1 protein-coding gene is annotated in these 731 nt (G+C 63.7%); it reads right to left on the bottom strand.

The features are described 5' to 3' along the window. Positions 1 to 180: 180 nt before the first annotated feature. Positions 181 to 351, bottom strand: coding sequence for a hypothetical protein (locus QMX81_RS20915; protein WP_282264408.1), 171 nt, complete (start codon positions 349 to 351; stop codon positions 181 to 183). Between the last annotated feature and the right edge of the window lie 380 nt (positions 352 to 731).

Below are 731 nucleotides of genomic sequence, written 5' to 3' on the forward strand. Positions count from 1 at the left end.
TTTAACGCCAGCCGTTGTGGGGACGGGGAGTGGGCGGGCGGGGGCGGGGTTCCTGGACCCGCCGCAAGTACGTCCATGTAGGCTCGTAGTGCGGCATCCATGCCGCACACGGTCCCGGAAACCCACCCCCACCGACCCATCCACACTTCGCGGTGCGCATGGAAAAGAGCAACGCTGGAGCTAGCGCGGCCTCTGCTGCTTCTGCTGCTTCTGCTGCTTCTGCTGCTTCTGCTGCTTCTGCTGCTTCTGCTGCTTCTGCTGCCGTGACTGCTTCTGCTGATACTGCGCCGCAGCCTCACAAGCAAAACCAAGCTGCGCTGGTCCCAGCGCCGCCAACCTCGGCGCAGGCATGAACGACTGCGACTGCGACTGCGACTGCGACTGCGACCGCGACTGCGACTGCGACTGCGATTAAGTCTGGACCAGCTCCGAAAGTTGAGCGAAGACCGGCAAATTGGGTGAGCGAGCAATACCGTTGTGTCCGATCACGGCGGACAGTGCCAAGCGTCGGCAAGTGGATGCATCGTCCACCGCTGTTGGCTCACCCGGCCTCCGCGCTCAAACTGCACCAGTGAACAGTCCAAGGCGCAGGCGCCCGCCTTTTCCCGTACGCACCGACCAATTGTCAGCGGGTCGGTGTGGGTGGGTCTGCAGGACCGTGTGCGGCATGGATGCCGCACTACGAGCCTACACGGACGTACTTGCGGCGGGTCCAGCAGACCCACCCACAC

Origin of the sequence: Stenotrophomonas sp. PS02301 (genome assembly GCF_029959485.1) — a bacterium.
GTDB classification, from domain to species: domain Bacteria; phylum Pseudomonadota; class Gammaproteobacteria; order Xanthomonadales; family Xanthomonadaceae; genus Stenotrophomonas; species Stenotrophomonas maltophilia_Z.

Bases quoted from the DNA above. Each gene is read 5' to 3' on its own strand.
- QMX81_RS20915 (WP_282264408.1), bottom strand. From the start codon at position 351: ATGCCTGCGCCGAGGTTGGCGGCGCTGGGACCAGCGCAGCTTGGTTTT.